The 23,949-nt window shown below is 66.9% G+C and carries 23 protein-coding genes; 9 read left to right on the top strand and 14 right to left on the bottom strand.

From position 1 onward, the window contains the following. Positions 1 to 5: 5 nt before the first annotated feature. Positions 6 to 437, bottom strand: a complete 432-nt coding sequence (locus ABD05_RS30765; RefSeq protein ID WP_238594213.1) for a low molecular weight protein-tyrosine-phosphatase — start codon at positions 435 to 437, stop codon at positions 6 to 8. Positions 438 to 442: 5 nt separating this feature from the next. Continuing rightward, positions 443 to 1,612 carry a polysaccharide biosynthesis/export family protein gene (locus ABD05_RS30760; protein ID WP_082146294.1) on the bottom strand — a complete coding sequence of 390 codons (1,170 nt, stop codon included), beginning with the start codon at positions 1,610 to 1,612 and terminating at the stop codon, positions 443 to 445. Between the two features lie 1,014 nt (positions 1,613 to 2,626). Between ABD05_RS30760 and ABD05_RS30755 the strand changes: the two genes are divergently transcribed. After that, a complete protein-coding gene (locus tag ABD05_RS30755; RefSeq protein ID WP_053060006.1) occupies positions 2,627 to 4,135 on the top strand; it encodes a lipopolysaccharide biosynthesis protein in 1,509 nt (502 codons plus the stop codon). Between the two features lie 49 nt (positions 4,136 to 4,184). Further along, the gene (locus ABD05_RS30750) at positions 4,185 to 5,414 is read left to right on the top strand and encodes an O-antigen ligase family protein (RefSeq protein WP_047903970.1); all 1,230 of its coding nucleotides are present in this window, start codon (positions 4,185 to 4,187) and stop codon (positions 5,412 to 5,414) included. Positions 5,415 to 5,612: 198 nt separating this feature from the next. Here the strand turns inward: ABD05_RS30750 and ABD05_RS30745 are convergent, their stop codons facing one another. The 9 genes from ABD05_RS30745 to argH form a co-directional block, all read right to left on the bottom strand. Continuing rightward, positions 5,613 to 6,065 (bottom strand): arsenate reductase/protein-tyrosine-phosphatase family protein, encoded by a 453-nt coding sequence (locus ABD05_RS30745; protein WP_047903969.1) that lies wholly within the window; start codon positions 6,063 to 6,065, stop codon positions 5,613 to 5,615. An 8-nt stretch (positions 6,066 to 6,073) separates the two neighbouring features. After that, positions 6,074 to 7,444 carry an undecaprenyl-phosphate glucose phosphotransferase gene (locus tag ABD05_RS30740; RefSeq protein WP_047903968.1) on the bottom strand — a complete coding sequence of 457 codons (1,371 nt, stop codon included), beginning with the start codon at positions 7,442 to 7,444 and terminating at the stop codon, positions 6,074 to 6,076. A 1,382-nt stretch (positions 7,445 to 8,826) separates the two neighbouring features. After that, positions 8,827 to 10,221: an MmgE/PrpD family protein gene (locus tag ABD05_RS30735; RefSeq protein ID WP_047903967.1), complete on the bottom strand. Its 1,395-nt coding sequence runs from the start codon at positions 10,219 to 10,221 to the stop codon at positions 8,827 to 8,829. Beyond that, the gene (locus ABD05_RS30730; RefSeq protein ID WP_047903966.1) at positions 10,218 to 11,123 is read right to left on the bottom strand and encodes a polysaccharide deacetylase family protein; all 906 of its coding nucleotides are present in this window, start codon (positions 11,121 to 11,123) and stop codon (positions 10,218 to 10,220) included. The genes ABD05_RS30735 and ABD05_RS30730 overlap by 4 nt, the downstream gene beginning before the upstream one ends. Continuing rightward, positions 11,120 to 11,992: a polysaccharide deacetylase family protein gene (locus ABD05_RS30725; RefSeq protein ID WP_047903965.1), complete on the bottom strand. Its 873-nt coding sequence runs from the start codon at positions 11,990 to 11,992 to the stop codon at positions 11,120 to 11,122. The genes ABD05_RS30730 and ABD05_RS30725 overlap by 4 nt, the downstream gene beginning before the upstream one ends. Before the next feature lie 7 nt (positions 11,993 to 11,999). Then, positions 12,000 to 12,833, bottom strand: coding sequence for an ABC transporter substrate-binding protein (locus tag ABD05_RS30720; RefSeq protein ID WP_047903964.1), 834 nt, complete (start codon positions 12,831 to 12,833; stop codon positions 12,000 to 12,002). 98 nt (positions 12,834 to 12,931) lie between these two features. Beyond that, on the bottom strand, positions 12,932 to 13,735 hold the full coding sequence (locus ABD05_RS30715) for an amino acid ABC transporter ATP-binding protein (RefSeq protein ID WP_047903963.1): 804 nt from the start codon (positions 13,733 to 13,735) through the stop codon (positions 12,932 to 12,934). Further along, the gene (locus tag ABD05_RS30710) at positions 13,732 to 14,625 is read right to left on the bottom strand and encodes an amino acid ABC transporter permease (RefSeq protein WP_047904616.1); all 894 of its coding nucleotides are present in this window, start codon (positions 14,623 to 14,625) and stop codon (positions 13,732 to 13,734) included. The genes ABD05_RS30715 and ABD05_RS30710 overlap by 4 nt, the downstream gene beginning before the upstream one ends. Further along, the gene (argH, locus tag ABD05_RS30705) at positions 14,619 to 16,052 is read right to left on the bottom strand and encodes an argininosuccinate lyase (protein WP_047903962.1); all 1,434 of its coding nucleotides are present in this window, start codon (positions 16,050 to 16,052) and stop codon (positions 14,619 to 14,621) included. Before argH ends, ABD05_RS30710 begins: the two co-directional genes overlap by 7 nt. Positions 16,053 to 16,178: 126 nt before the next feature. Here argH and ABD05_RS30700 point away from each other — a divergent pair, with 126 nt between their 5' ends. After that, entirely contained in the window at positions 16,179 to 17,057 is an 879-nt protein-coding gene (locus ABD05_RS30700; protein WP_047903961.1) for a LysR substrate-binding domain-containing protein, read from the top strand. A 30-nt stretch (positions 17,058 to 17,087) separates the two neighbouring features. Here the strand turns inward: ABD05_RS30700 and ABD05_RS30695 are convergent, their stop codons facing one another. Together ABD05_RS30695 and ABD05_RS30690 are read right to left on the bottom strand one after the other, a co-directional pair. After that, positions 17,088 to 17,717 carry a GNAT family N-acetyltransferase gene (locus tag ABD05_RS30695; protein ID WP_238594211.1) on the bottom strand — a complete coding sequence of 210 codons (630 nt, stop codon included), beginning with the start codon at positions 17,715 to 17,717 and terminating at the stop codon, positions 17,088 to 17,090. A 114-nt stretch (positions 17,718 to 17,831) separates the two neighbouring features. Next, positions 17,832 to 18,038 carry a hypothetical protein gene (locus ABD05_RS30690; RefSeq protein WP_047903959.1) on the bottom strand — a complete coding sequence of 69 codons (207 nt, stop codon included), beginning with the start codon at positions 18,036 to 18,038 and terminating at the stop codon, positions 17,832 to 17,834. Between the two features lie 67 nt (positions 18,039 to 18,105). Between ABD05_RS30690 and ABD05_RS30685 the strand changes: the two genes are divergently transcribed. The 6 genes from ABD05_RS30685 (at position 18,106) to fnr (ending at position 22,701) form a co-directional block, all read left to right on the top strand. Further along, on the top strand, positions 18,106 to 18,945 hold the full coding sequence (locus tag ABD05_RS30685) for a universal stress protein (protein WP_047903958.1): 840 nt from the start codon (positions 18,106 to 18,108) through the stop codon (positions 18,943 to 18,945). Positions 18,946 to 18,953: 8 nt separating this feature from the next. Next, positions 18,954 to 19,088, top strand: a complete 135-nt coding sequence (locus tag ABD05_RS39355) for a hypothetical protein (protein ID WP_274521920.1) — start codon at positions 18,954 to 18,956, stop codon at positions 19,086 to 19,088. A gap of 69 nt (positions 19,089 to 19,157) precedes the next feature. Beyond that, complete coding sequence (locus ABD05_RS30680) at positions 19,158 to 19,661, top strand: universal stress protein (RefSeq protein ID WP_047903957.1); 504 nt, start codon at positions 19,158 to 19,160, stop codon at positions 19,659 to 19,661. After that, entirely contained in the window at positions 19,658 to 20,491 is an 834-nt protein-coding gene (locus tag ABD05_RS30675; protein WP_047903956.1) for a universal stress protein, read from the top strand. Before ABD05_RS30680 ends, ABD05_RS30675 begins: the two co-directional genes overlap by 4 nt. Positions 20,492 to 20,914: 423 nt before the next feature. Further along, positions 20,915 to 21,562 carry a response regulator gene (locus ABD05_RS30670; protein ID WP_047904615.1) on the top strand — a complete coding sequence of 216 codons (648 nt, stop codon included), beginning with the start codon at positions 20,915 to 20,917 and terminating at the stop codon, positions 21,560 to 21,562. 365 nt (positions 21,563 to 21,927) lie between these two features. Further along, complete coding sequence (fnr, locus tag ABD05_RS30665) at positions 21,928 to 22,701, top strand: fumarate/nitrate reduction transcriptional regulator Fnr (RefSeq protein WP_047903955.1); 774 nt, start codon at positions 21,928 to 21,930, stop codon at positions 22,699 to 22,701. A 25-nt stretch (positions 22,702 to 22,726) separates the two neighbouring features. Here fnr and ABD05_RS30660 read toward each other — a convergent pair whose 3' ends face one another. Further along, complete coding sequence (locus tag ABD05_RS30660; RefSeq protein WP_047903954.1) at positions 22,727 to 23,716, bottom strand: zinc-dependent alcohol dehydrogenase family protein; 990 nt, start codon at positions 23,714 to 23,716, stop codon at positions 22,727 to 22,729. Positions 23,717 to 23,949: the final 233 nt, after the last annotated feature.

Raw genomic sequence — 23,949 nt, 5'->3', positions numbered from 1 at the left:
GACGGTTATCGTGTAGGTTGGCCAATGATGTCGAGCCAGTACGTCAGCGCTCGCTGGATTTCGGCGAGACAGGCCGTCGCGGCCGCGCGCCCGAGGCGGAACGGGTCCGCGATATCGATTTGCTGCTGGTGCCCGAGCCGGTACACCTTCCCGGTCGAGAACGGATTCGCCGACTCGATGCGCTTGCATTGCTCGCGCGTCATCGCGAGCACGATGTCTGCCGAGCGGATCAGCGCCGGCGACAGCGGCGTGGAGACGTGCGCGCCGATGTCGACGCCGACCTGCGCCATGACCTCGCGCGCATCGCGGTCCACTTCCGTGCCGGGCCGCGCGGTCAAGCCCGCGGTCAGCACCTGAAGCCCGGGCAACGCGCGCTTCAGCAGCCCCGCGGCCATCGGGCTGCGGCAGATGTTGCCCTCGCAGACGACCAGGATCATGTCCATCATTTCGTGATGAGTGCGCCGGTCAAGCCGGCGTTGATGCCTGGCAGCAGCAGTTGCAGCACGCGGCTGAAGCGGACGAGGCCGTTGCCGCCGACGTAGACGACGTCGCGCGGCTGCAGCTCGAACTGGTTGGCGAGCACCATCGACACCGGCGAGTGCGCATCGAGCTGATACACCTGCGCGCCGGCGGTCTGCATGCCGCGAATGACGAAGACCTGCGCGGCATCCGCGCTGGCGGTGTTGATGCTGCCGGCCTGGGACAGCGCGTCGCTGAGGTTCAGGCCGCCCGACCTCATGAACAACGCAGTCGTGGGCTTATTGACTTCCCCCATCACGAACACGCCGTTCTCGTCGCGCGACACGACACGCAGCAGATCGCCGTTGCGCAACTGGATGTCGGCAGGATTGACACCCTTCGCGATCAGGCGGCCCAGGTTGAGATCGTAGGTCGAGCCGTCGCGGATCAGCGTCATGCGACCTTCGTCGGCCGTCGGCAGGAAGCCGCCGGCCCGCGAAACCGCCTCATAGAGCGTCATCGGGATGTCGTTGACCGGCTGCGCGCCTGGCACCTTCACTTCGCCATCGACGTAGACCTGCTGCGACCGGTACGACGCCACGCGCACCGTCAGTTGCGGCTTCACGAACACCTTCGATAGCCGCTCGAGCAACGCCGCGCGCAGCGCGTCGACGGTCAGGCCTGCCGCATGCACGCTGGAGACATACGGAAACTGCACGTTCCCCGCGCTGTCGATCACGAACCCCTGCGACGGATCGTTCGGACGGCTTTGCGGCGTGCTCGGCTGCGGCCCCAGCGCCGCATTGATCTCGGGGTGGTCCCACACCGTGATCTGCAGCACGTCGCCCACGCCGAGGCGATACGGCAACGGCTTCGCGATGAGCGGCCGCACCTGGTCGACGCTCTGGCGCCGGTCCGCGTCGCTGATCTGCCGGATGAGTTGCAGGTCGACCGGAATGATCGGCACTTCGATCGACTGCTCCGGGCCCGACGGGCTCGCGCTCGTCGCCACCACGCTGGGCGAGCGCGCCATGCGCATCCCGGGCGCGACCGTGCATGCCGGCAGGACACTGCAGAGCGAAGCGCATGCGAACCATACCTGCCATCGCATGCGGCCGCGCATCCCTGCGGCAGCCGATGCCAACGCATTCATCAACGACACTGCGTGTCTCGAAATCATGGACATTGCTCGAATTCTGGTCGAAACCGGCGCCGTACACGGCCGGCCGGACTCGACACGGATCATCTGGACGGATTCCGACGCGATCTCGCCGGGTATCGTGGCGCCACCGTGCGGCACATGCCGGCGACGGACTCGACTGCACGCCTGGTCAGGCGCTGCGGCTACGGCCCCACTACAGCGGCATTGCCGGCGGGCAGCCCTCCAGCCGCGAACGATCACGCGCGGCTACGACGGACCGCGCGCGGCGCGCTCGCCACCTGCCGTCCCGGTACTGTCCTGCGCTCGGTAGTCGGCAAACGCATCAACTCCTTCGGACCACGAACGATCGACGGCAGATGCACTCGCGTGCGGATAGGTTCGAATTCTGGCTACGCGAATTAGCATTGTGATTCCCCCGTATGCAATCAACGCCGGGCGCGCGCGGCGCACTTGATGTAGTTATCGATATCCACGGCGGCCACGCTTCGGCCGCACGCCTGCATCGTGGGCCCTTCCGATCACGCGACCACTTGGAGCGGGCTCGGCCTTCGGACACGGCAGGCACTGCCGGCCAGGCCTCGCGTCACGTCCGCACACGACGACGCACCTGATCAAGCATGAAATATGCCAAACGATTCGAACGGCGCGCGACACCGAAGCACGCCGCGAAACCGGTACGCGTGCGCGGCACGCGGGACAGCCAACGCGTTCGCAGCTGCGCCTGCACAGCGGACTCGACGGCCGTCGGGCGAGCGTGCCGTTACGTAACACGTCCGGCGCAAGCGGTGCGAGCGTTACGTAACAATCGCAGTGGTGATGAACCGAGACGGTACGGATCGTCCCCGGCACGCAACGTCGGCAGCGCGGGCCAATGGCATGAGTATTGCTGATGAGTTGACGATGTATTGACCGATCGTCCGACCGGCGCCGGCGCGCGATCGTCGCCGGCGAACGACAGGCTCCTCGCGGCCGGCAGGCCGGCGTAGCATCCCGAAGACCAAACGTATGTCGAACCTCAATCGCGCCATTCGCACGAGCATCTCGATCAATTTCATCGGACGCTACAGCAACATCCTCGTGCAGCTGCTCGTGACGGGCACGCTGGCGCGCCTGCTGAACCCGAAAGACTTCGGCATGATTGCCGTGCTGTCCGTGCTCGTCACGTTCTTCTCGTTTCTCAGCGAAATGGGGCTGGGGCCGGCAATCGTGCAGTTCCAGCAGTTGCGTCGCGAACAGCTCGCAACGCTGCAATGGCTGACCGTGCTGGTCGGCAGCGCGCTGGCCGCGATCTTCATGCTCGGCGGCCCGTTCCTCGCCGCCTTCTACCGGGAACCGCGATACACCGGGATCTCGCTCTATCTCGGCGCCACCATCGCACTGTCGTGCTGGGGCATCGTGCCGCTCGCGCTGCTGCGCAAGGCCCAGCGCTTCCGTGCGATCGTCGTGATCGAAGTGGCGGCGGCGCTGCTGTCGGGCACCGTCGCGATCTGGAGCGCCTGGAGCGGCGGCGGCGTCATTGCGCTTGCGGTCAAGAGCACGTCGTATGCGGCATTCATGCTCGTGTTCTCCCTCTTCGCGTGTCGCTTCAATCCGTTGATCCGGCCGGACTTCCGCGGCCTCTCGACGATCCTCGCCTACTCCGGATACCAGTTCGTCTTCAATCTCATCAACTACTTCACGAGAAACCTCGACAAGCTGATGATCGGCCGCATCATGGGTAGCCACGCGCTGGGCCTGTACGACATGTCGTACCGGCTGATGCTGATGCCGATCGCGAATCTCACCCAGGTCGTCTCGCCCGCGCTGCAGCCGATCTACGCGGCCCAGCAGCAGCAGAAGGACGCGATCTTCTCGTCGTATCGCGACGTCGTCCGCGTGCTGACGATCGTCGGCGGATACGCCGGCATCGGCTGCTTCGTCTGCGCGCCGGAAATCATCCACCTCGCGTACGGCAGCAAGTGGGGCAGCGCGGTGCCGATCTTCGCGGTGCTGAGCCTGTCGATCGTCGTGCAGGTCGTGCTGTCGTCGATCGGCGCGATCTACCAGGCGATCGGGCGCACCGATCTGCTGTCGCTCTCCGGCGCGCTGTCCGCCGTCACGAGCATCGCGGCGATGGCGCTCGGCATTCGCGCGGGCGACCTGGTCGTGTTCTCGTGGCTGCTGGCCGGGAGCTTTCTCGTCAACGCCGTGCAGGGCTTCCACATCCTCGCGCGCTACGGGTTCCACCGCTCGCTGCGCGACCTGTTCGGCCCCACGACGCCCTGCATGATCGGCATCGCAGTCATGCTCGCCGCATGCCATGCCGGCCTCGCACCGGCCGCGAACACCGCGTTTCAGCCGCTCGCGCTCGCCGCCAAGATCGCCGGCGTCACGCTCGCCTATCTCGGCTGGGTAAAGCTGACGGGCGACCTCGATTTCTTCTGCCAGACGGTGCTCGGCCGCCCGCGAGCCGGATCGGCGCGACGCAACGCACGCAGCGCCGCCGGCGAAGCCAACCCCACCCGGCCGACGTGACGCGCCCGAGCGCACCGCCCCGACCGACCACCTGCACGCTGGAACTCACATGCCGCTCATTCGTCGACTCTTCCTTGCGATCATCGTGATCCGGTCCGCGCTCGATGTCGTGTTCGGTGCGCTGCGCGTGGACGGCGGCGGCTTTTCGCCGGGCGCGGTGCTCAATGCCATCATCATCGCGGCAGGCATGTTCGTCGTGCTGCGCAAGGGGATCCGGGCCCTGCACGCGCCGCTGCTGATCTGGCTCGCCTACCTCGCGTATGCGGCGCTCACGCTGTCGCGCTCGCCCGACGCCGGCGAAGGCTTCCGGCTCTTCCTCGGCCTGCTGTCGACGTACATGGTGTTCACGATCGCGTTCAATACGAGCACGCTCGCCGGCCACGCCGAGGCCCTGCTCAAGTGCATCATCTACTCGTCCTTCGCGGTGGCGCTGTTCGGCATCTTCCAGTACGTGTTCATCGACCGGCTCGCCGGGCGACTGAGCGCCACGTTCGAGCATCCGAACATCCTTGCGTTCTACCTGCTGCTCGTCATCACCACGCTCTTCTACGAAAGACGGTTCCAGCGGCTCAACCGGCTGCCCCGCATCCTTCCGGGACGCCTGCTGTATGTCGGGCTGCTGCTCGTGCTGCTGCTGCTGACCGAAACGCGCAGCGCGTGGATCGCCACGGCTGCGGCCTTCGCGCTCTATGCAGCCCTCGCGAACCGCAAGCTGCTCGTCATGCTGGCGCTGGTCCCGGCCCTGCTGCTCGTGCCTGCCATCTCGGACCGCTTCAGCGACCTGGGATCGTCAGGCACCGCGCAAGACGTGCATCGCGGGGTACAGATCGATTCCTATTCGTGGCGACAGCTTCTGTGGCAGTACGCGCTGGTCGATTCGGAGGATTCGCGCACGACCGGAAAAGGCCTGGGCTCGTTCCGCAGCAACTCGCACTTCTTCTTCCCGCTGGAGGAAAGCGCCGACGCACACAGCGCCTATATCCAGACCCTCTATGAAACGGGCATTGTCGGGCTGAGCCTCTACCTCGCCGTGTTCCTTGCCTTTGCGGTGGCGATCCACCGGTCGGGAACGGACAGGAAGACGGCCGCCATGGCCATTGCGCTGATCGCCGCCTATCTGCTCGAGAGCTATTCCGACAACACGCTCTACTACCTCAGCTACAACTGGTATTTCTGGGCGTTCATCGGATGCCATCTGGGCAACACCCTGGGCGCACGCAGGCGCATCGAAGCCGGCATTGCAGCGCCCGCTGAAACGCATGCCGTCGTGCCGCGGTGACGAGCGGCGCCGCCGGCCGCGAAGCAGCGATCGAAGACGCCCTTGCCGAACATGGCATGCAGTGGCAACGGTGACGCCGCGAGATTGATTGCCGGCACGCCGATCATGTCGGTCACGCCCCCGTCGAACCAAGACAGTGCGCAGCCGACGCACACGTCAGGCCGATGCGCATGGCGAGTCGACCGACGTGGCGTCGCGTCAGCAGTGCTCCCGTGCAGTAGCCGCGGGCATCCGCGCGATCCAGTGCGCCACCGCGCGCTCGATGTGGCGCGCCACGGCATCGAACACTTCCGCCGGCTGGCCGACCGGATCCGCGATATCGCATTTCGTGGCATGGTCGAGCTGGAAGACGCGACCGCGCGCGAACGGATAACGCCGCTCGATCTCGCGACATTGCACGAGCGTCATCGCGAGGATCAGTTGCGATGCGCGCACGTAGCCGAGATGCACCGGTTGCGCGATATGCGACGTGATGTCGAAGCCGCGTTCGCGCATGACGTCGATCGCTGCCTGGGCGGCCGGCCGGCCCGCCAGCGCGATCAGTCCTGCGCAGCGCACCTGCACGGACGGCAACGCACGTGCCAGCATGGCGCTCGCCATCGGGCTGCGACATGCGTTGCCGTCGCAGACGACCAGAATGCGTTCGATCACGGCCGGGCTCAGTACGCGTTCGGATGGACGAAGCCCTTCAGCACCGTGGCTGCGACAATTTTCATGTCGAGCCCGAAGGACCAGTTGCGCAGGTAATAGAGGTCGTGCTGGACACGGCCGACCATCTTGTCGAGGTGATCCGTCTCGCCGCGATAGCCGTTGACCTGCGCCCATCCGGTGATGCCCGGCTTGATCCGGTAACGATGGATGTATCCCTCGACGAGCGGCCGGTACAGATCGTCATGCTCGATGGCGTGCGGCCTCGGCCCGACGACCGACATGTCGCCGCACAGCACGTTGAAGAACTGCGGCAGCTCGTCGAGGCTGGTGCGACGCAGGAATGCACCGACGCGCGTGATGCGCGCGTCGCCCCGGGTCGCCTGGCGCACGACGCCGGCCGGTTCGGCGTGCACGCGCATCGTGCGGAACTTGTAGATCCTGAACACCCGGCCATCGGCGCCTTTCCGGTACTGCGTAAACAGCACCGGGCCCGACGACGACAGCTTGACCGCCAGCGCGATCATGCCGAGCAGCGGCGCCAGCGCGACGAGCGCTGCTGCCGCGAACACCCGGTCGAACAGCGCCTTCTGCATCAAGGCGCGATGCGACATCGGCGACGCAACGAGGTTGATCGCCGGCATGCCGACGAGATCCATCATCGTTCCGCCGAGCAACGCGATGCTGCACATGTCCGGCATGAAGCGGATATTGATCAGATCGTCGCCGAACGTCTTCAGCACGCGCCGGATCGTCCGTTCCTCGGAGATCGGCAACGCGAGCCAGATTTCCGTCGCGGCTTCGGCACGCACTGCCGCGGCGAACTCGGTGAAATCCGCGATCGCCGGGATGATGCCGTTGGACGATCCCGCGGGATCGTGGAGCACGACGGGGCGAAACCCGCTCGCCGGGGACAGCGCAAGCGTTTCGATCACACGCACGGCATGCGCGCCGTTTCCGACGATCGCCACCTTGCGAAGATTCAGGCCCGCATGCCTGACGCGTGCGAGCATCGTATAGGCAGCCAGGCGGATGACGATGAATCCGCATCCCGCGATCGCCGTCCAGTAGACGAACCACAGCCGCGACACCTGATCGGCGCGGTGCATCGCGAACAGCAGCACGAGGTTGCATGCCTGCACGGCGACCCATGCAGCACTGATGCGGCTGATCATCGCGATCCACGACCGCCCGCGCCACGACTGATACACCTGAAATCCCGGAAAGACGGCGAGCGTCAGCATCGCGACAAACGGGACCACCATCGCGTCCGGTCGGCCGAGCGAATCGTCATCGAACCGCACATGCGACGCGGCAGCTGCCCCCAGCACCACGACGAGTGCATCGAGCAAGCGCGCAATGATCGACTGAAATCCGAACATGGTTCTTCTCCAGGCGGCGCACGATGGCGCCCGTATTTGCCGTCAAGCGCGCCCGCATGCATCGTCGAAGCGCACGATGTCGTCTTCGGCACGGCGCGAATCGTCGACGAACTCGAGTGTGCACATTTAGGTATTCCTCAACATCCGGTTTCCCGCACGCAATCAAGCGCTGGCGCCACCCGACCGTCCGTGCTTCGCACCGATCGCCGCGCCAACGGACATTTCCCGACTGATGCCGGACATGCTCCGCCCTCGGTATCCCGATGCATCGACACCATTCATCCCGGGCGTCGTCAATCCGTCGATGAATCAATCAATAAATTCGTATTCCTATATGAAATAGAATGCTCCTTTATCGAACGGGCGGTTCAATTCACGCCAGGATTCCGGACGACGGACGAACTACCGGTTACTTGGGCGCACGCCCCGCGCCGATGCATGGCCGCCGCAAGGACGTGTCAACACGATTCGGTATGGCAACGGAAATGCCGCGCCCGAGCCACCCTGAACGGATTGGCGAATGGACGCGATTTATCGATTGAATGTCCGGAATCGACCGCTTCGCCCCCGCGTCGCGTCCGGATATCGGAATATGGATCTTATTCATGGTTGGTCTAACGTTCTGGTATTAACTACTTCGGCACATAGCGTTTAATGCACGATCCGTGCCACCGGGGCGCATTCTTTTGTTGCGACGCAGAAAACCCTCGATAAACCAATGACCTATGCCTGGAATGCGAAAGGTATGAATAAATCGAAATATCCCTGTGCAACGTTTGCGCGATTGCAGCGTTCACGCACGTTACGTAACGACACGCCGTAACGCGTCTGGCATGAACGGCATCCGGGACGCTCAGATTGCTGCCATATGCACGGCAATGTCAGGGGCGTTATTTCTGCCGTAGACAGGCGCAATTCTCTTGCGCGCGCGCCAGGCCGGGTGAGTCCGGGGCACGGCCGGTGAGCGCACCGTGCCGCCTCGCAAAACCCGAGTTCTTTCGCGGAGTGACGGCACGATGCGGATGCTCGCGAGCAAGGGCTGAATCGCGACGAGTCATTTGTCGAAGCAAGATCGGGCTTCGAGCGATCAGCTACCGGAAATAGGGGTAGACATTTGAATCCTGACGCAGTATTAGCGTTTTTCCCGATGTCCCCCGGAAAATGGCCGATGCAGCAAGAGAGATGTATAGCGCACTTCTTTCGTCGCTTCCGGACGATTATTTTTAATGCGTTTGCCCGTTATATCGACAGCAGCATAATGTCCGGCTAACCGGCGGCCAACTCTGCGGACGGCCCGTCCCGCGCTCACGGCTCCGGATGCGGCGCGTTCATTCCCGCTCCCGGACGGGTACGCCCGTACCGTTTCGACACGACGTCGAGATTCAGACCATTGCCTCCGCCGCTTCGGCATCGCCGGCGAGCCAGTCATTCAACACGCGCGCGTCCGCCTGCCGGTCCAGCGACAGGCACACGTCGCCCAGCGCATCGACCTGCACGCTGTCGAGCGCCATGCCCGCCAGCGCACGATATTTCGCCAGCAGCGCTGCGTCCGACAGCGGATTGCGCGGGTCGCCGAGCGCGATCGGCACGTGGCGCGCTTCCCGCCCCCCGTCCGCGCGATGCAGGATCACCGTCGGCTCGTCGAGATCGCCGAGCGCCGGATCGACGTCGACCGCGATGCGCGCGAGCAGCGCGGTCACGCGCGGATCGGTGCGCCGGCCCGCGCGATACACGCCGATCCCCGTGTCGCCGAATGCAAGCGCTGCCGCCACCGCGTACGGCAGGCTCATCTGCGCGGACGACAGCGTCGACAGGTCGCGACCGCCGCACATGCGGGCCACGAACGCGCTCGCGCGCACGACCACCCGCTCGATCTCGCCGGCCTCGACGGTGCGGCCGTCCGCGAGCTGCAGCGTCGCGTCGACGGCCGCATGCGCGCTGCGGCACGATGCGTGCGGCTTGATCGAACAGCGCATCAGCTTCCAGTGCGCGCCGAGGCCGTCGGTCAATGCATCGGGCGCCTGCGATTGCGCGGCGAACGTGTTGAAAAATCCGCCCCACACGTCGTCGAACACGTGCGCGGGGCCGCTCACGCCTTCGCGCGCGAGCAGCGCCGCGAGCACGCCGCCCTCCGCCGCCCGCCCGGCGTGCAGCCGCTTCGTCTGCGATCCGTCGTGGATGAAGCCCCACAGGCCGCCCGCGAAACTCGCCGCGTGGCCAAGCGCGTCGCGCGTACGCGCGGCGTCGAGCCCGAGCACGCGTGCGCTCGCGGCCGCCGCACCGAACACGCCGCAGCTGAGCGTCGAGTGCCAGCCCGCCCCGTTGTGGACCGAGTAGCCGCCCGCTGCCTCGAGCACGCGCCGGCCGACGTCATAACCGAGCACGATCGCCGCCACGCATTCGCGGCCCGTCACCGGGCGTTCCGCGCACGACAGCGCGGCGAGCACGGCCGGCAGCACGACCGCGCCCGAATGATCGCAGCCGCCGGAATCGTCGAGTTCGAGCGCGTGCGCGGCAATCCCGTTGACGAACGCCGCATCGCGCGCGCCCGCGGCGCGTCGCGTGCCCCACAGCGACGCACCGCCATGCGCGACGGCGCCGGTGAGCACACGGGCACTGCGCGTCTCGACGGCCGACGCGCCCGCCAGTGCGGCACCGAACGTATCGAGAACATGACGCTTGGCCTTCGCGACGACGTCGTCCGGCAATGCGTCGGCGGGCGTCTGCGCGACGAACGCCGCGAGCCGCGTTGCGCGCGTGTCGGATTTCATCGTCATCGCGCCGACTCCTCTGCGACGCAGTGCGCGAACACGTCGACCGGATGTCCCGGGGCGTTGACGGGCGCCTGTGCACGCCACCAGTTCGCAATGTCGCGCCCCGTCGCGAACCAGACGTCGCCCGCGTCACGCAGATGCGCGAGCAACGCGCGCAGCAAGTCGATCCGCGCTGCCGTGCCGATGATCTCGGGATGCAGCCGCAGCACGCAGCACAGCCCGAAGCGCCGGAACCCGTCGACGTCGCGCCGCCAGTTGTCGAGCACGTCGCGATACGCCGCGATGCGCGGCTGACCGGCCGGCACGGGCGGCGACAGGTTGAACTCGAAGTACGGCTCGTCCTCGAGTTCGTAATGCAGCGGCAGCTCGACGAGCCGCGCGCCGTCGCCACCGTCGCCGCGTGGATGCACGTACGGCAGATCGTCGCCACGCCACGATGACGACCACGTGAAGCCTTCCTCAACGAGGAAATCCGCAAAGCCGTCAGCCCAGTTGCCGGTAAACGAGCGAAACCCTTGCACGTCGCGTCCGATCGTGTCGGCGAGCGCCGCCCGCCCGGCGCGGCACGCGTCGATCTGCGCAGCGAGCGGCAGCGCGTCGAAGTCTTCGCAGCGATAGCCGTTCACGCCGAGCTCGTGGCCGGCCGCGGCGATCGCGCGCACCGCTTCCGCATGCGTTTCGGCGACGATGCCCGGGACGAACCAGCTCGCCGGCACGCCGAACGCGTCGAATGTCGCAAGCAGCCGGTCGACGCCGCGCGTCGCGCCGTAGCGCCAGACCGACAGCGATTTCTCGCGGCCGACGATGCGCGGCTCGCGTGTCTGGATACCGTGAATGTCGTTGAAGTCGACCGTGATCGCGACCGCGCATCGCGCGCCGCCCGGCCAGGAAGCGAGTGTCGTCATAGGCCGCTCCGTTGCGTGGGTTGCGCGTCTCGCGCGTGCTGCGCAAGCCACCAGTCGGCCACTTCGCGGCAGCGCGCGAACCAGACGCCGTCCTGCGCGCGCATATGACCGAGCCATGCCTCGAGCAGCGCGATGCGGCCGGGCTTGCCGCAGACCTTCGGATGCAGCAGCGTCGTCAGGCACAGCCCTTCGCGGAATACGCCGTCGAATTCGCGCGTCCAGTTGTCGAGCGTCGCGTCGTAGCCGGCGATCCGGTCGAGCCCGGCCGGATAATCGGGGTTGCGGTGATACGCAAGCGACGCGTAATCGTCGGTCTCCCAGCGGCCGGGTATCTCGACGAGCGGCGGCTCGCCGTCCTCGCCGTGCAGCAGGTACGGCCGGTCGTCGCCGCGCATCGAGCTCGAATAGCGCACGCCGGCTTCGCGCAGCACGGCGACCGTCGCCGCGCTCCAGTCGCCGGACGGCGTGCGGAACCCGACCGGCCGCACGCCGAGCGTACGCGCGAACACGTCGGCCGACTGCGCCATGATCTCGCGTTGCCGCTCGGGCTCGAGCGTCCAGAACGCTTCGTGCCGGTAGCCGTGGTAGCCGATCTCGTGGCCGCGCTCGACGATCGCCGCGCATTGCGCGGGCCAGGTCCGTGCGACCCACGCGGGCACGAAGAACGTCGCGGGCAGGTCGTACGCCGCGAGCATGTCGAGCAAGCGGCCGAGCGCACGCCACGGCCCGTAGCTGCCGAGCGTGAAATACGCGGGGTTGCGCCAGATCGACCCGTTCAGCATCGCGTCGCCGGTCGGGCCGTCGAGATCGAACGCGAGCGCGACGCACGCGCGCTTCGCGTCCGGCCAGCGGGGAGCAAGCGCCGCCATCGCGCGCTCAGTGCGTGCCGTTGATCATCGCCTTCGTCACCGCGTGCTCCTGCAGCCCCCACTTCGCAAGCAGCTTCTGGTACGAGCCGTCCGCGATCAGCTGGTTGAGCGCCGTCGTCAGCGCGCTGCTCAGCGCGGTGTTGCTTTTCGCGACGCCGATGCCCGTGTATTGCGACAGGAACGGCTTGCCGACGGGCGCGTACGCGTTCTGCTCGAGGCTGTTCTGGTACGGCAGCGTCTCGCCGCCCTGCACGGCTGCGTCGATGCGGTTCTGGCGCAGCTGCATGCGCGCGTCCGACGAGCCGTCGGTGCCGACCACGACGATCGCCGGCTTGCCGGCCTTCACGCAGTTCTCCGCGCTCCATGCGGTCGTGTTGTCCGGGAACGACGTGCGCCGGCTCGACCCGACGCGCTTGCCGCACAGCGCGCCCATCTGCGCGAACTCGCCGGCGCGCGCCTTCAACGTGTAGAACTGCGGGCCCGTCTCGATGTAGTCGACGAACGTCACCGCGTCGCGGCGCGTCGGCAGGTCGGTCATCCCGGACAGGATCATGTCGACGCGTTGCGTCGCGACCGCGCTCATCATCTGGTCGAAGCTCGTCTCGACCCAGTTCAGCTTCGCGCCCATCTTCGCGGCGAGCGCTTCGCCGAGATCGACGTCGAAGCCCGCGAGCTTGTCGGTCGCGGGATCCTTGTATTCGAACGGCGGATAGTTCGGCACGATCGCGACGTTCAGCGTGCGCTTCGCGCTCGCGGCCTGCGCGACTGCGAAGGACGCATGAAGCGCGAGCGCGCCGAATGCGACGGCGGACAGCGTGCGGGTCAGGACGGATGCTTTCATGGGGTTGTCGCCTTGTCGTAGTGAAGTAATGGGGTGCTGCGCCGGTCTCGTCGACGGCTCGATCGATCGGGCGCTGCGGGTCGGGGCGCCCGGCCCGTTCATGCGATCACGGCCGAGATGAAATCGCGCGTACGTGCGTGCGTCGGCGCGGACAGCACCTGGTCCGGCGGCCCGCTCTCGACGATCCGGCCGCCGTCCATGAACACGACGCGGTCGGCCACCTCGCGCGCGAAGCCGAGCTCGTGCGTGACGACGATCATCGTCATCCCGCTCTTCGCGAGATCGCGCATCACGGCCAGCACTTCGCCGACAAGCTCGGGATCGAGTGCCGACGTCGGCTCGTCGAACAGGATCAGTTGCGGATGCATCGCGAGCGCCCGCGCGATCGCGACGCGCTGCTGCTGGCCGCCCGACAGCTCGACCGGAAACGCGTCGCACTTGTGCGCGAGCCCGACCCGCGCGAGCAGCGCGCGCGCTTCCTCCTCCGCTTGCGCGCGGCGGCGCTTGAGCACCTGCACGGGGCCCTCGGTCACGTTCTCGAGCGCGGTCTTGTGCGGGAACAGGTTGAAGCGCTGGAACACCATGCTCGTCGCCAGCCGCTGGCGCGCGACCTGGCGCTCCGACAGCTCGTGGAGCCGGTTGCCGGTGCGCCGGTAGCCGGCCAGTTCGCCGTTGACCCACAGCGCGCCCGCGCTGATCGTCTCGAGCTGGTTGATGCAGCGCAGGAACGTGCTCTTGCCCGAGCCCGACGGCCCGATGATGCACAGCACTTCGCCCTGCGCGACGTCGAGCGTGATGCCGTGCAGCGCCTGGAAATCGCCGTACGACTTGCGCACGTCGACCGCGCGAACGACCGCGTTCGTCATGACGTTCTCCCGATGGTTGAGGGTCGTGTCGTTCATGTGCGGCCCGCCGCGCGACCCGCGCCGCGCGCGAAGCGCCGTTCGACGCGCGCCTGCGCGAGCGACAGCACGGTGACGACCACGAGATACCAGATGCCCGCGACGATCAGCAACTCGATCACGCGGGCGTTCGCGTAGTAGATGTTCTGCGCGTTGTGCAGCATCTCCGCGTACTGCACGACGCTCGCGAGCGACGTCAGCTTGACCATGCCGATCAGCTCGTTGCCGATCGGCGGCACGATCACGCGCATCGCCTGCGGCAGGATGATCCGGCGCAGCGCCTGCAGGCGCGGCATGCCGATCGATTTCGCGGCCTCGTACTGGCCGGTGTCGACCGACAGCAGCCCCGCGCGCACGACTTCCGACGTATACGCGCCCTGGTTGATGCCGAGCCCGAGCACCGCCGCAAGGAACGGCGTCATCACGTCGACGGTCCGGAATTCGGCGAGACCCGGGATGCCGAGCGTCGGGAACACCAGGGCGAGGTTGAACCACAGCAGCAGTTGCAGGATGATCGGCGTGCCGCGGAACAGCCAGATGTAGCCCTGCGCGATCGCGCCGAGCACCGGGTTCGACGACAGCCGCATCACCGCGGTGACGACGCCGAGCACGACCCCGAGCGTCATCGCGAGGACGGTCATCACGATCGTGTTGCCGAGCCCCGTCAGAATCGAGCGCGCGGTCAGGAACTGGCCGACGACGCGCCACTCGATCTGCCCGCGCGCGAACGCGGCGGCCACGTAGGCGAGCGCGGCAATGATCGCGATCGACGCGACATAACGACCCCAGTAGCGCCGGCGCACGCGCACGAGGCCGGCGGTATCGTCCGCCGCGGCGCCGGCCGGCCCGGGTGCGCCGTCGAGACGGCGCGAATCGGATGCGCTCAGCATGACGGCCCCCGGTAGTCGGCCGCCCACGCGGCCTGGCGTTCGATCGCGTCGCTCAGACGGCCGATCTGCTCGCGCACGCGCGCGGGCGACGTGCCGCCCGCGCCGCCGCGTGCGGCGACGGCCGCGTCGAGCGTCAGGTGCGCGCGCACTGCCGGCGCGAGGCGCGGGTCGACGGCCTGCAGCTGTTCCGCGCTGGCGTCCGCGAGCTCGATGCCGTCGCGCTCGCATGCACGCACGAGCGCGCCGGTGATTTCATGCGCTTCGCTGAACGGCACGCCCGTCAGCGCAAGCCAGTCCGCGACCTCGGTCGCGAGCGTGAAGCCGAGCGGCGCCTGGCGACGCATCTCGTCGACGTTCACGCGCATCGTGCGGATCATCCCCGCCATCGCCGGCAGCACGAGTTCGAGCGTGTCGATCGAATCGAACGCGGCGATCTTGTCTTCCGCGAGATCGCGGTTGTATGCGAGCGGCAGCGACTTCAGCGTCGCGAGCAGGCCCGTCAGGTTGCCGATCAGGCGCCCCGCCTTGCCGCGCGTCAGTTCCGCGATGTCCGGGTTCTTCTTCTGCGGCATGATCGAGCTGCCCGTCGCATAACCGTCGTCGAGTTCCACCCAGCGGAATTGCCGCGACGTCCACAGGATCACTTCTTCCGACAGGCGGGACAGGTTCACGGCCAGCATGCTCGCGACGAACGCGAATTCGGCGACGTGATCGCGTGCGGCCACCGCGTCGATCGAGTTCTCGCACGGCGCGTCGTAACCGAGCTCCTGCGCGGACAGCTCGGGCCGCACGCAGATCGCCGAGCCCGCCAGCGCGGCCGCGCCGAGCGGCGAGCGCGCGGTGCGGCGGTCCCAGTCGACCAGGCGGTCGGCGTCGCGATACAGCGACTGCGCATGCGCCAGCAACTGATGGCCGAACACGATCGGCTGCGCGGGCTGCAGATGGGTGAAGCCGGCGGTCACCGTATCGACGTGCCGGCTCGCTTGGCCGACCAGCGCCTGCTGCAGGTCGAGCACGCCGCGCACGAGCTGGCGTGCCTTGTCGCGCAGGTACAGGCGCAGGTCGTTCGCCGCCTGGTCGTTGCGCGAACGCCCGGCGCGCAGCTTGCCGCCGAGCGCAGGCAGCCGCTGTGTGAGCACGCGCTCGAGAAACGTGTGCACGTCCTCGTCGGCGAGCGACGGCGCGATCGCGCCGGCCGCGTAGTCGCGCGCGATGCCGTCCATCGCGGCCAGCAACTGCGCGAGGTCGTCGTCGTTCACGATGCCGGCGCGGTTCAACTCGCGCGCATGCGCACGGGAGCCCGCCAGATCGTACGGCACGAGACGGTAGAAACTCGGATCGGAGCGGGACAGGTTCTGCAGCGCGTCGGACGGTTTCGACTGGAAGCGGCCGCCCCACAGGCGTTCGATCGGTTCGGTAAGGCTCATTGCGGTCGACCTCGACTCGGTTGGATTGCCCCCACTGTAGGCATTCAATTTTTTTTGTTGTAGCGAGAAATTGACTCCGCTTAAATGAAGTTTTTCTCAGCACCGTCGTCTCCGACGCACCCGCCGATGCGCAACCGCCTGCCCCCGCTGAACCCGCTTCGCGCATTCGAAGCCGCCGCCCGGCGCGGCAGCGTGTCGGCGGCGGCCGACGAACTGCACGTGACCGCGAGCGCGGTCAGCCACCAGATCCGCATTCTCGAAAGCACGCTCGGCGTCGCGCTATTCGTCCGATCAAAGGCGCGCGTGAAGCTCACGCCCGAAGGCGAGGCGCTGCTGGAGCCGGTCGGCGCCGCGTTCGACATGATCGCGAACGCGACCGTCAGGCTCGATTCGCCGGCCGCCGTCGGCGATCTCGTCGTGTCGACGCCGCTGTCGCTGACGTCGCGCTGGCTCGCCCGGCACATCGGCGATTTTCTCGAGCGTTATCCGGGGATCCATCTGAAGGTGATTCCGTCGAACGACGAACGCGAGATCTATTCGACGGACGTCGACGTCTGCATCCGCTACGGGGAAGGCAACTGGCGCAACCGGCACGTCGAGCTGCTCGAGCATCCGGCGCTGTTCCCGGTCGTGAGCCCGGCGTTGATGAACGGGCCCGATGCGATCCGCAAGGTGCAGGATCTCGCCGGACGCACACTGTTCTGCGAGCATGCGGGCTCGTGGATGCGCTGGCTGGCGGAAGCGAACGCCGACAAGCTGCCGGGCATCCGCATCCTCGAAATCGGCAACGCGCATATCGGCGTCGAAGCCGCGGTGCACGGGCAAGGCGTCGCGCTCGGCGACAGCCTGTCGGTGCGCGACGACCTGATCGACGGCACGCTCGTGCGGCCGTTCAGCGCGACGGTGCCGTCGCGTCATGCGTACTATCTCGTCACGCGTCATGAGCTGACCGGGACGCCGCTCGTGACCGCGTTCACGTCGTGGCTGCGAGCCTGCCTCGCGTGATGCGCGTCGTTGCTTGCGGCAGGGTTTCGATCAGGACATGAGATTCGCCAGGTCGTCCCACACCATGACGATGTTGTGCGACCGCCAGATCGGCCCCGCATCGATGTACTCGCCGGCCAACCGCGCATTCAGCGCTTCATAAAAGGCGATCGCAGCTTCGTTGCCCTTGACGACACTCAACGCGGCGCCCCGATACCGCAACCCGCTCAAATGCGTCGCGAGTTGTGCAAGCAGCGTGCGGCCGATGCCGCGACGCTTGAATTCGGGATCGACATACAGGAATTTGATCTCGCCGCGGCCGTCGAATATCGGTTCAGACGGCGCACCGGCCGCCCCGATGCCGACGATCCTGTCGTCGGCCACCGCAACGAGCACCAGCTGATCGCCGTCGTTCGACGCCAGTTTTTCCCGCCATCTTTTACCGCGATAGCGCTCGTCGAGGACGGCATGCGCTTGCGCCGGCGCGAGATCGCGATAGGTATGCCGCCAGACCTTGACGTGGAAATCGGCGATCGCCTGTGCGTCGTCGACATTGGCGGACCTGATGGATATTCCGGTCATTGAGGATTCTCTCGGGCGGCTTTGCACGCGCGGGCGCGGTGCAATACGACGGATTGTCGACGATCCCGGCAGCGATGTCGAATGGAAAGGGTGACGCATTCGTTCATCAGGACTGGCGCATGCCGATCGTCCCGGATTCGCCGTCACGGGCAGGCAGGGCCGACGCGCCCCTCACGACGATGCCCGCGTTGGCGGCGCATGCCATTCGCGCCGTCAGCCACGGTTCGGCACGAACATGTGCAACGCGAGATCGCAGCCCGTTCGGCAAATGTCATTCGGTGTCCTCAAGGCGTGCAGGTCATCGTCTTCACTCGTTCGATCCGATCGATCGGTCGGCATCTGCGTCATGCCGCCCGGCATCGGCATCGCGACCGTTTCACTGTGCCGTCGTGGCGCACGGCTGCCGTTGATCTGCGTCAAGCGCGCTGAAAGCCTGCTTCGTAGACTGGATTGCACTGGCGGATCACCCGTCGATGGAGCGATTCCGATGAGCTACAAGAGCATGGTCGTGCACCTCGATACGAGCGTCCGTGCGCATTCGCGCCTCGAGTTCGCATTGCGTCTCGCCCGGCGCTTCGGTGCGCATCTGACCGGGCTGTTCGCGGTCTACACGCCGGAGCCGCATTCGTTCTACGTGATGGCCGGTTCCGCCGATTATTTCCGCGAGCACCGCGAACGGCGCGACGAACGGTTCGCCGCGCTGGAGCGCCTGTTTCACGCGGAAACGGCACGCGCGAACGTGCCGGCAGCCTGGGTTCGCGCCGACGAGCGCGCCAATGTGGCCGTGCCGCGTGCCGCGCGCCTTGCCGACCTCGTGATCGCCGGCCAGGGCAACCCGAACGATCCCGAGACCTATATCGACGACCAGTTTCCGGAGAACCTCGTGCTGTCTGCCGGTCGCCCGGTGCTGTTCGTGCCGTACACCGGGGAATTCCCGTCGCTCGGCGAACGGGTGATCGTCGCCTGGGACGGCAGCCGGGAAGCTGCCCGCGCCGCGCACGATGCATTGCCGTTCCTCGAGCATGCGAAGCGCACGACGGTCGTCGCCGTGGTCGACGGCGATTCGGAAGCGGCAACCACGCGCATTCCGGCCGCCGATGCCGCGTTGATGCTGGCGCGCCACGCGCGCGACGTCAACGTGCTCGATATCGGTACCGGCGCCGGCTCGTCGGTCGGCGACACGCTGCTGTCGCGCGCTTACGAAACCGGTTCGGACCTGCTCGTGATGGGCGCGTACGGCCATCCGCGCTGGCGTGAACTGGTCATGGGCGGCGCCACGCGCACGGTGCTGTCGTCGATGACGCTGCCGGTGCTGATGTCGCACTGAGCCGGCCGATGCATACGCTCGCGCGCCTCGTCGCCGGTGCCGGTTCGTCGAGCGCGGTCATCGTGGTGGTCGAGCCGACCGACGAAACCTGGATCGCGGCGCGCGCGGCAGTGCGCGTGCTTCGCGGCAACCGGGACGCTTGATCCAGATCAGCGCGATCGACACGCACGCGCCGATGATGATTCCATCGACATCCGTTCAACGGACACGCCATGTACTCGCACATTCTGGTGGCGCTCGACGGTAGCGACGCTTCGTCCCGCGCACTCGACGCCGCGCTGACGCTCGCGTCGGAAACGGGTGCGCGGCTGACACCCGTCTACGTCGTCGATTTCCTGGTGCCGGCCTACGACACGCACGGATACGACCCGTCGATCCTGATCGATGCGTTCCGTGAAGAAGGGCTGCGCGTCACGGACGACGCGGCGAAACGCATGAAAGCGCGCGGCGTGTCAGGCACGCCGCAGATCACCGATGTCGCGCCGGCGGGCGAAGACATCCCGCAACGGCTCGTCAGCCTCGTCGACGAAATCGGGGCCGACCTGATCGTGATGGGCACGCATGGACGGCGCGGTTTTCGCCGCCTCGTCCTCGGCAGCGTGGCCGAGCGCGTGCTGCGTCACGCGAGGTGCCCCGTCCTGATGATCCCGGCGAGTTGCCCACCGAAGGCGCCCGCCGAAACCTCTGCGGCATTGGCCGGAAAGGAGCCATCTTGAGCTACAAGACCCTGCTGGTCCATCTCGACGACAGCGAGCGCTGCTCGACGCGCGTCGACCTCGCGCTCGAACTTGCGGGGCGCTGGAACGCGCATCTGATCGGCCTCTACGTGGTCTGCCAGGACCTCTTCGAACCGTTGCGACGGCCCGACGAACCGCTCAAGCTTGCCGTCTACGAGCGCCTGTGCGAGCAGCGGCGCAAGGACGCGGAGGATCGATTCCTGATGGCCGCCGAGCGCGCGGGACGCAGCGTCGAATGGCAGTCGCCGGCAGGTAACGCGACCGATGCCGCGATCCAGCATGCGCGACATGCCGATCTGCTGGTCCTGGGCCAGGAAGACCCCGACGACCGCACGACCTACGTGGCACGCCATTTCGTCGCGGATGTCGTGATGGGCAGCGGACGCCCGGCGATCGTCGTGCCCTACGCGGGCGACGTGCGAACGCTCGGCGAGAACGTGCTGATCGGCTGGGACGGCGGGCGCGAAGCCGCGCGCGTGATGGCCGACGCGCTGCCGCTGCTCGCCGGCGCGCGCTTCGTCAACGTCGAAACGATCGTCCACAAGCGTCCCGCTCCGGACGAGACGCCGGCAGGCGTCGACGTCGCCGCGTATCTCGAACGCCACGGCATTCGCGCGTCGTTCTCGACGACGCCGCGCGAACGGTCGGTCAGCGTGGGCGCGACGCTGCTGAACCGGGCGACCGACCTGCACGCGGATCTGCTCGTGATGGGCTTGTACAGCCATGCCCGCATGCACGAACGCGTGCTGGGCGGTGCGACGCGCACGATCCTCGAGACGATGACGGTGCCGGTCCTGCTGTCTCACTGAGCGAGCAAAATCGCCTCATCGAGCGCGAGCCGCGAGCCGCGCGCTGCGGCTGCCGTCGAGTGCTGCAAAGATCCGTTCAGACATGGCGCCTCCCTGTCGTCGTCCGGTTTCGATCGGGTTGGAAAACCAGTCCGCTCCCGACGGCCGCCATCCGGTTGACGCCGGTCAAGCACGCGCGGTGCCGGCCGTACGCATCGGTCCCGATTGGCGAACGCCGGCAAAGCGCGGACAATTTCTGCCGCACCCGCGGACCGGATGACCCGTCGATCTGGCCCGTATGACGAAGACCATCGTCCCGTCGTTGACGGTGTCCATGACGACCTTCGACCAACCTCGGACGATTGCGATGCCCGATCCGGGAACAGAATCGACCCACGCCGTCGCGTGGCCGCTCCACACGAGCCGGCAACGGAGCGCACTGCCGTGATCAGGGTACTCATCGCCGACGACCACGCGCTCGTCAGGGACGGCCTGCGGCACATCCTGCAGAACGCCAGCGATTTCGAGGTCGCGGGCGAAGCATGCGACAGCGCTTCGACGATCGCACTGATACGCGCCACCGATGCACACGTGCTGGTGCTCGACCTGTCGATGCCCGGCCGCAACGGTATCGAACTCATCAAGCAGATCAGGGACGAACAGCCGGCCTTGCATATCCTCGTGCTGACGATGCATGCCGAGCAGCAATACGCGGTGCGCGCATTCCGCGCGGGGGCATCCGGATACATGACCAAGGAAAGCGCCAGCGCGGAACTGGTCGCGGCACTGACCAAGATCGCGGCCGGCGGCGTATACGTCAGCCTGACCATGGCCGAGCAATTCGCGCAGAGCCTCAACGAGCCGACCGACCTCCTGCCGCACCAGCGCCTGTCCGACCGCGAGTTCGACGTATTCCGGCGCGTCACCACCGGTCAGTCGATTTCCGAAATCGCGCAGGCGCTCCGCGTCAGCGTCAAGACCGTCAGCACGTACAGAACGCGAATACTCGAAAAGATGCAGATGCCGAACGATACGGCACTCGTGCGCTATGCGATGCGTCACAATCTGTTCGACGATCCGGACGAACTCTGACGACGACGGGAAGCACGGTCGGCGCCCGCCGGCAGATTCCGCGCCCGCCGGCGACGATCGCGGCAAAAATGCCACCCCCTTGTAGGAAACGTCCTACAGGACTTCCCAGTCTCCTACCGCATCTTCAATGCCGGCTGATTTTCCTGACGTCGCGCAACATCCATACTCCCGATCAAGAAAACCAATCATGCGTGCCTCCCGGAGCAAAGGCAGCATCATCGTCGAGACCGGCGTACCGGTCTCCTGGCCTGCCCGGTGTGGCTCTCCCGTCAGGAAGGCGGCAGGGACCAAAGCCGCCGGTACAACGGCCAGCGCGATCCCGCCCCACGGCGGCTCGCCGCTGCCCCCCCCAACCGGAGCCGATCATGCAGGGCAATGCCGATGTCTCGAGGGCCGTGCCGTCACGCCCGTTCATCCCGCTGCATCCCGTCGAACCGACGGACCAGCCGAAACGCGCCACGTCCCGCTGTTCGACATGCACGCTGCGTACCGTGTGCATGCCGGCCGACCTTTCGTCCGACGATCTGACGCGGCTCGACGCGATGATCTGCACGACGCGTCACGTCAGGCGCGGTGAAACGCTGTTTCGCGCGGGCGACACGTTCAACAGCATCTATGCGGTGAGAACCGGGTCGTTCAAGACCGTCGTGATGCATCGCGACGGCAACGAGCAGATCACCGGCTTCCAGATCGTCGGCGAATCGCTCGGGCTCGATGGCGTGCACACCGGGCACCACAACGGCGACGCGATCGCGCTCGAGGACAGCACCGTCTGCATCATTCCGTTCGGCCAGCTCGAGCAGATGTGCCGCGAAGTGCGGCCGATGCAGCACCACGTGTACCAGATGATGAGCGGCGAAATCGTCCGCGAATCCGCGCTGATGCTGCTGCTCGGCACGATGACCGCCGAGCAGCGCGTGGCCGCGTTCCTGCTGAATCTTTCCGCGCGCTTCAAGGCACGCGGCTACTCGGCCGCCGAATTCGTGCTGCGGATGACGCGCGACGAAATCGGCGAATATCTCGGGATGAAGCTCGAAACGGTCAGCCGCATGCTGTCGAAGTTCCAGCACCAGGGGCTCGTCGCGGCGCAAGGCAAGCAGATTCGCATCGTCGATTCGGAAGGGCTCGCGCGCATCTGACCGCGCTGCGGGTGCGTCGGGTGGATCAGCCGCGCATGCCGAGCACGGCGGCACCCGATACACGCCCCATCCGCAAGTCGTCGAGCGCGCGGTTCGCATCGGTCAGCGCGTAGCGCACTGCCTCGACCTGCAGCGGCAGGGTATCGGCGATCCGCATGAAGTCGACTGCATCCGCACGCGTCAGGTTGGCCACCGACGCGATGCGGCGCTCGCCCCACAGCCACGCGTACGGAAAGCTCGGGATGTCGCTCATGTGAATGCCGCCGCACACGACGATCCCGCCTTTGTCGACCGCACGCAGTGCCGCCGGCACCAGTGCGCCCACCGGCGCGAAAATGAGTGCGGCATCGAGCGGCTCCGGTGGCGTTTCGTCGCTGCCGCCGGCCCATGCGGCACCGAGTGACAGCGCGAGCTGCTGCGCCACGGTATCGCCGGGCTTTGTCAGCGCAAACACCTTTCGACCTTCGCGATGCGCGACCTGCGCGACCAGATGGGCCGCCGCGCCGAAACCGTAGATGCCTGTGCGGCGAGCGTTGCCGGCCATCCGCAAGGTCCGGTAGCCGATCAGGCCCGCGCACAGCAGCGGTGCGGCCTCCAGATCGGAATAGCGCTGCGGCAGGTGCACGCAATACCGATGGTCGGCGACCGCGCACTCGGCATAGCCGCCGTCGATCGTATAACCGGTAAATCCCGGGCTGTCGCACAGGTTTTCCCGGCCGGATGCGCAATACGCGCAATGACCGCACGTCGATCCGAGCCATGGAACGCCCACCCGGTCACCGACGGAAAAACCCGTCACGCCTTCGCCAGCCACGCGCACCGTTCCGACGATTTCGTGCCCCGGAATCAGCGGCAGCTTCGGATGCGGGAGATCGCCGTCGACGACGTGGAGATCGGTCCGGCATACGCCGCATGCGTGTACGTCGATCAGCAGCTGGCCCGCCGCCGGCAACGGGTCCGGCATGCGCGCCTCGCGCAAGGTCGGTGTCGTGCCGTCAAACATCATCGCAAGCATGCTCGCCTCCTCGCGCGATCGTCTTCGCGCGCTTCGCGTTCCAAGGCTGGTCGCCGGGCGCCGCGTCCGTACGATCCGGTGACAGGCGCTTGATGTGGGTCAACGGGCGCCGGGCGGTTGCCGGCACGATTCCTTCCGAAGTCGATCCCGGCGTGCCGTGTAGGAATCTGCCGACGGCATGCGCGCGATTCCTACCGCAGCTTCAGGGTACGCCGATTGAATCGCACGGGCGC

This window comes from Burkholderia pyrrocinia, assembly GCF_001028665.1.
GTDB lineage: Bacteria > Pseudomonadota > Gammaproteobacteria > Burkholderiales > Burkholderiaceae > Burkholderia > Burkholderia pyrrocinia.
This window is presented reverse-complemented; position numbering and strand designations above follow the sequence as displayed.